This is a genomic window from Wolbachia endosymbiont of Drosophila tsacasi (assembly GCF_028982115.1).
GTDB classification, from domain to species: Bacteria; Pseudomonadota; Alphaproteobacteria; order Rickettsiales; family Anaplasmataceae; genus Wolbachia; species Wolbachia pipientis_B.
In genome coordinates this window covers 1-6,228 of the sequence record NZ_JAPQLJ010000034.1, presented here as the reverse complement: position 1 = coordinate 6,228, position 6,228 = coordinate 1, and the positions used below count along the sequence as shown (strand labels likewise).

The window sequence follows — 6,228 nt, the reverse complement described above, 5'->3', positions numbered from 1 at the left end:
CGAATAACTGGTATGGATTTTACTAAAGTTCCAGGGCTTGATATACTAAGTATACAGACTATAATTTCAGAAACTGGTATAAACCATAATAAATGGTCAACAGAAAAACACTTTTCATCGTGGTTAGGACTCAGCCCTGCCAATAAAATTACAGGAGAAAAAGTGTTTAGCACAAGAACGCGTAAAGTCATTAATCGTGCTGCGAATGCATTTCGAATGGCTGCTAATTCTGTAGGAAATAGTAAAAGTTCATTGGGTGCATACTACAGAAGATTAAAAAAACGATTAGGAGCACCAAAAGCAATAACAGCTATTGCAAGAAAAATAGCATGCATATTTTATAGTATGCTCAAATACGGACAAGAATATGTAAAAAAAGGAATGGAATACTATGAAATACGATATAAGGAGAGAGCTGTAAAATTTTTGATCAAAAAGGCACGAGAATTTGGCTATACTTTAGTGCAACAAGAGGAGCTAGTTAAGGAAGTTTCTTAGAAGAGGTTTAAGAAACAATTGATCTTACCCAGAAAAAGTAATGCAAAAAATCTATTGGTTTTTTATCTAAGGCATTTTTTACTGTAGATTAATCATTTGATTATAGTATTATCTTAATTAAGCTTATGCTTGGAATATTTATGAAGAGTATTTTATACTTTGTATTATTAGTTGTTGTATTTGGATCACTGAGCCTATTTGCTGTAGAGCAATTTGAAGAAAAGAAAATTGAATCAGTTCATAAAAACGAAAATGTAGGTATAAGGAAGCAAGATAGCACAAATCAAAAAGATGAGTTGAAAAGCAACGTTGATGCTAAACAAACACAGGAGGCTGAGAGCAAAAGAGTAACCGATAAAGAGAAGCTGAAACAAAATGAGAACAAAGCTTCCGTGGTTGAAAAAACTATAAGTGAAGGTGAAAGGATTGATAAAGATTTGCCAAATGACCAGCTAGAAGAAAGTACAGGCGAATTTGCTCAAAATTTACCAAATGTGGCCAATAAAGAAGTGAAGAAAGATTTGAAACCAGAGCCTTTGCCTTTAAGTGCTGATTTAAATGAGAATACAACTGACCAGCAAAAGAATCTACAAGCTGATCAGAAGATTGATATAAAAGATAATGAACTTTCAAAAAGTGATGCGAGTCAATTATTAGAGGGAAAAAAAGAAAAAGTAGAGAATCAGTTTGAAGAAAAAAAAGTGAAAGAAACAAACAATAATTCTAAGAGAGTAAAACCTATAACTAAAAAAGATGAAGAAGAGCAAAGTGAAAAGAAAAATTTACAAAAATGGACAAAGCTAAACAGAGAAACAATAAAAGAATGGGTTCATAAAGATATACAAAGCAAGTCAATATATAAACGACAATATGATAGCCTTAATGAGCATCTTCCTACAACTGTATTTATTGATGATTACAGTAAGCAATTTTTTTACTGTATTAAGAAAAATAACTTACCTTGCTTAAGAGGAATAATAAGTAAGCTAGAAAAAATTGGATTAACAACTCAAAAGATACTAAGGTTTAGAAATAAATTGGGTGATACTCCTCTCATTTATTCGGTTAAACAAGGTGAGGTAGAAATAGTGCGCTTTCTCTTATTACAAGGCGCTGATCTTAGAGCAGTTAGTAATAATTTTCAATCCCCAATTGATATAGCAATCGAAAAAAAGCAGATCAATATAATAAATGCGATTGCCGAAATGATGCCACACCTTTTGGAGGATAGAAAAATAGACAATAAAGAAAGCTCAGTAATGTACGATTGGGCTGTGGAAACGAAAGAAAACAATGAGTCGCAGTGCGATAAGCAAGATGATTAGATTTTTGATATTAATTTTAGTTGGTCATTTATGTTATGGAAACGAAACAAACGATGAAAAAAATCAGATTAGTGATTTTTTAAACGCTCTACATGATGCAAAATACGTATCTTACAGTAAAAAAGACTTTGCTGAATTTTTGGTGCAGTGCCACAAAGAGGGCGTGCCAGAAGATTTTAAGAAAGGTTTTGGCTCTAACTTAAATGGGGCTAATTTTAGCCAATTGTACCTAAGTGGATCTGTTTTTGATGGAGTAAGTCTGATTGGTGCCGATTTTTCTAACACCGATTTATCCGACGTGTCTTTTATTGATGTTGATTTACGTGGTGCTAATTTTTCCAATGCTAATTTACATGGCATTAAAATAAAAGGTACAAATTTGAGTTTTACAAAATTTGTTTCTGCAAACTTAACAGATATTGTATTTGATCAGTCTAATGTTAGTTATGCTGATTTTATCAGTTCCGATCTCAAAAAAGTAAGTATGCACAACGTAATTGGTTTGCATACTAATTTCTCGAATATGAAAATGAATCTCTCCAACTTATCAAACTCGAATGTTAGCTACATAAATTTTAATGATAGTGAAATAAACGATACTGTTATGCAGAAAAATAACCTTGATAATGCAAGTTTCTTTGGAGTGGATGCATATAAATTAAAGATACAATTTTCTTCATTAAAAAATGCTAACATATATGGTACAGAGCTAAAAGAATCAGACTTTACAGGTAGCAATCTTTCCGATGCCTGCCTTAATTCTTCTATCATAATTAACAGTAACTTCGACGAAGCTAATTTAAGCAACACACAAATTTCCTATGTGAATGACGATAATTCAAGTTTTGTTCAATCTATACTAAATGGTTCCAAGATAAAACATGTATATGTTTCTGAAGCAAGTCTTCAGGATGCTGATTTATCCAATATTGATTTTAGTTTTAGTGAACTGCATCAAGTTAATGTCTCTAATGCTGACATTCATCATGGAAAGTTTCATAATACTAAAGTTGCGAATTCTAACATGAATGGCTCATTTTTTGACCATTCACTATTCACCTCTGCAAAGATAGAAGATTCAGATCTTTCTACAACTTCAATGTATAAGATAAAAATCCAAGACTCTCAAGTTTATAACAGTACACTTTCTCACCATAATATTGATTCCAGTGAAATAGAAAATTCAACATTCTTTAATTTATTAGCTGATAATTCGAGCTGGTCCAATTTAAAAGCAACTAATTCAAATTTTATTGAAAGCGATTTCAGATCTTCTTTGCTTCACGCTAATGCCTTTAGGAAAACTAGCTTTTTTCTTAGCAATTTGAGCAATTCAACAATTAGTGATATGTCTTTTCACTCTTCAAGCATATATAAAAGTTCAGTTGCTGATGCTCATTTAACAGATTGCAAGTTTGATAATTCAATTTTGATTGACAATCAAGGGCAGAAAAAACTTGCAGGGTTAGAAAATGCTATAACTTCAATTGGAGATTTGCAAGAGAAAATATCACAGGGTGAAAAATTTGATGTAAATTATTCTTACTTTGAATTTAAGAATATGAATTTAGAAAATGCTGATTTTTCTAATTCAACATTGAGTAGAGCAAAGTTTGTAAACGTTAATTTGAATAAGGCAAATTTTGAAAAGACCGATTTGCGCTATACTGTCTTTGATAACTCTTCTCTCATTGGCACCAACTTATCAAATTCTAATTTAGAAGGTTCTAGCTTTTTAAACTCTGATCAAAAAAGCGCCATGTTAAAAAATGCAAAGAAAAATGACCGTAAAAAGTGAGGGCGTATTATTTGTTCTATCCTCCCCTTCTGGAGCTGGAAAAACTACTATATCAGCAAAATTACTTGAGCGATCAACTAATTTAGTTAGGTCTGTTTCTATGACTACGCGCAAGCCTCGCTCCGGCGAAATAAATGGAAAAGACTATTTTTTCGTTACCGAAGAAAAATTTCACGAGTTATGCGAAGCTGGTCAGATGCTTGAATACGCCAAAGTTTTTGAGAATTTTTATGGTATACCAAGAGATTTTATAGAGCAAAACTTAAGCAGTGGAATAAGTGTTTTACTAAGCATAGACTGGCAAGGAGCATTTCACTTATTCAAGCTCATGAGAAAAAAAGTTGTGAGTGTTTTTATACTTCCCCCTTCAATGGAAGAGCTTAGGTTGCGTTTGCAAAAGCGTAATAGTGATGATGCGAGCGAAATAGAGCGCAGATTAGCCGAAGCTCAAAAAGAGATAAGCAAACGTGATAAATATGATTATGTAATAATCAATGATGATATTGATAAAAGTGTAGAAGAGATAAGCTCCATACTAAATAAAGAAAGACTTAAAAAACTAAAAGAAAAACCAAGTCTGGAAGATTTATAAAAGCATTGATCTGCAGCTATAGTTTCTTATCCTATAGCTATACCGCCGCGAACCGTCATACCGCCGCGGCGCTAACTAGTAGCGGAATGACGGTTTTTCAAATTGTCGTAAGTTAGTTTAGCTATATTTATTATTTTTTAAGACAAAATGGTTAAAATAGTAGACAACTGTTCAAGTGAGGATTTGACTATGATAACAGATTTTCTAATAGAAACTAGTTTTCTGCCTTTCCACCTATATTTTGATCACATATACAACGTTTAGCTCAATTTAAAAGTCAAACTTCTTGGTTGTTAGTTTAGTTCTGACAACTTAAATAGCTTTTAATATTGAGGTTTTAGTATGGGTATAGATCTAAGCGCACTAGCTACTAATGCAAATAAATTAGACGAATGCATAGATAAAAATAAAAAGCAAGAGCAAGATAGAAAAGACGAGCAATTGTACTGCATTATAGATAGAAAGGTAAAAAAAGAAGAACACAAGCGTGAAAAACCAAGAAGTCGAGATGGAGCTCTCAAGAAATGTGAAAGGTTATTTGAGGAAGGTGCTAGCTCTGAAGTATTAACTAAATTAGAAGAATCACTTAGAGAACAAGAAAAATATTATAGGTATTATGTCCAATGCTTCCTTCCAGTGCTAGATAAAGCAATAGAACGATCGAAAAAAATATCAAATGAAATAAAAGAACGAGTAAAGCAAGTAATTTCAGAAATTACTGATAATAGCAAATATTGTTCTAATAGTATTACCCACAACCAAAATGATCGTAGGAATAGTGAAGATAGTGAAGCAGAAAGTGGCTACGGTAGCGATGTTGAAGATGATCATAAAGTAGAAATAAGCAACGAAATAACAAATAACAATGCTCTATTACTAAAAGCGATCGAAAATGGAAATAACAGGAAATTTAAAAAATATCTCAAAGATTGCACGGATATTAGCAGCATAAAAGATGAAAAAGGAAATAATATTTTACACCTTATCGCATCGCTCGAAAAGAAACAGAAATGCAAGTTTCTGGGTATCCTAATAAAAACGGTCACCAAGGAGGATCTAGCACAACTCATTAATAGTGAAAATCAGGACGCTCTTCAGGTAGCACTAATTAACAAGATAACAAAAGAAAAACATGAGTCTCGTACAATTCGAAGTAACGATAACACACTTAAGTTTCTTACAAAATTGTTAGAGCATGGAGCCAGCTCTGATAATTTAGGATTATCTACAGAAAAATTACAAGACTTAAAAGAAGAGCAAAAGACATACTACCGTAATTTCTTAGAAAAATTGGCAGAGTCAGTAAAGAAGTCTGAATTAGAACCAAAAATAAAAACCAATACAGAAATAAAAATTAAAGAAATTATAGGGTATACCATAAATACTCCAGATAGTAATTCATTACATTCAGCAATTAAAGAATGATAAAGAACGTTTTGAAGAGTTATTGCAAAAAGGGGCGGATATTAGCCTTGAAGGTACAAAGGAAAATAATGCCTTACACCACATTGCTTTACTTAAAGGAGAATATAAAATCAAATACTTGAAGTTAATATTAGATTTTGAAAAAAAAGGAATAATATCTTCAGAAAAATTGCATAAGGCTATAAACGCCAAAAATGAAGATGATAAATATCCAGCGCAAATCGCTTTAATTAGACAAGCAGAGAAGATACCTAGTAAGTTAAAAGACTTTTCTAGGCAAGTTAGATCAAGGCCTACAAAACGTTATTACACTGCTAAATTTTGTGCAGAACTGTTACAAAATGGTGCTGAAAATAAAAGTGACCATATAACAACACCTAAAGAGCATCGTAAGCAAAAATATTATCAGACTATAAAAAGAATCAAAGATATAACAGGTGTTAGCCCTGACCAGGAAACACAGAAAGAGCTTGAAGAGCGTTTTTCTAAGAAAAATGCTCATAAGAATATAAATCTTCTAAGAAACTTCCTTAACTAGCTCCTCTTGTTGCACTAAAGTATAGCCAAATTCTCGTGCCTTTTTGATCAAA

Annotated in this window: 6 protein-coding genes; all 6 read left to right on the top strand. The window is 32.1% G+C overall.

Annotated elements, in window-relative coordinates; translation table 11 throughout:
- On the top strand, positions 1-498 hold a 498-nt coding region (locus OZD70_RS02050; RefSeq protein WP_275020072.1), incomplete at its 5' end, for a transposase.
- A 140-nt stretch (positions 499-638) separates the two neighbouring features.
- Positions 639-1,823, top strand: a complete 1,185-nt coding sequence (locus OZD70_RS02045; protein WP_275020528.1) for an ankyrin repeat domain-containing protein — start codon at positions 639-641, stop codon at positions 1,821-1,823.
- On the top strand, positions 1,816-3,621 hold the full coding sequence (locus OZD70_RS02040; protein WP_275020533.1) for a pentapeptide repeat-containing protein: 1,806 nt from the start codon (positions 1,816-1,818) through the stop codon (positions 3,619-3,621). The genes OZD70_RS02045 and OZD70_RS02040 overlap by 8 nt, the downstream gene beginning before the upstream one ends.
- Positions 3,605-4,213 carry a guanylate kinase gene (gene gmk / locus OZD70_RS02035; protein ID WP_275020531.1) on the top strand — a complete coding sequence of 203 codons (609 nt, stop codon included), beginning with the start codon at positions 3,605-3,607 and terminating at the stop codon, positions 4,211-4,213. Before OZD70_RS02040 ends, gmk begins: the two co-directional genes overlap by 17 nt.
- Before the next feature lie 342 nt (positions 4,214-4,555).
- Positions 4,556-5,638: a hypothetical protein gene (locus OZD70_RS02030; protein WP_275020526.1), complete on the top strand. Its 1,083-nt coding sequence runs from the start codon at positions 4,556-4,558 to the stop codon at positions 5,636-5,638.
- 22 nt (positions 5,639-5,660) lie between these two features.
- On the top strand, positions 5,661-6,176 hold the full coding sequence (locus OZD70_RS02025; protein ID WP_275020524.1) for a hypothetical protein: 516 nt from the start codon (positions 5,661-5,663) through the stop codon (positions 6,174-6,176).
- Positions 6,177-6,228: the final 52 nt, after the last annotated feature.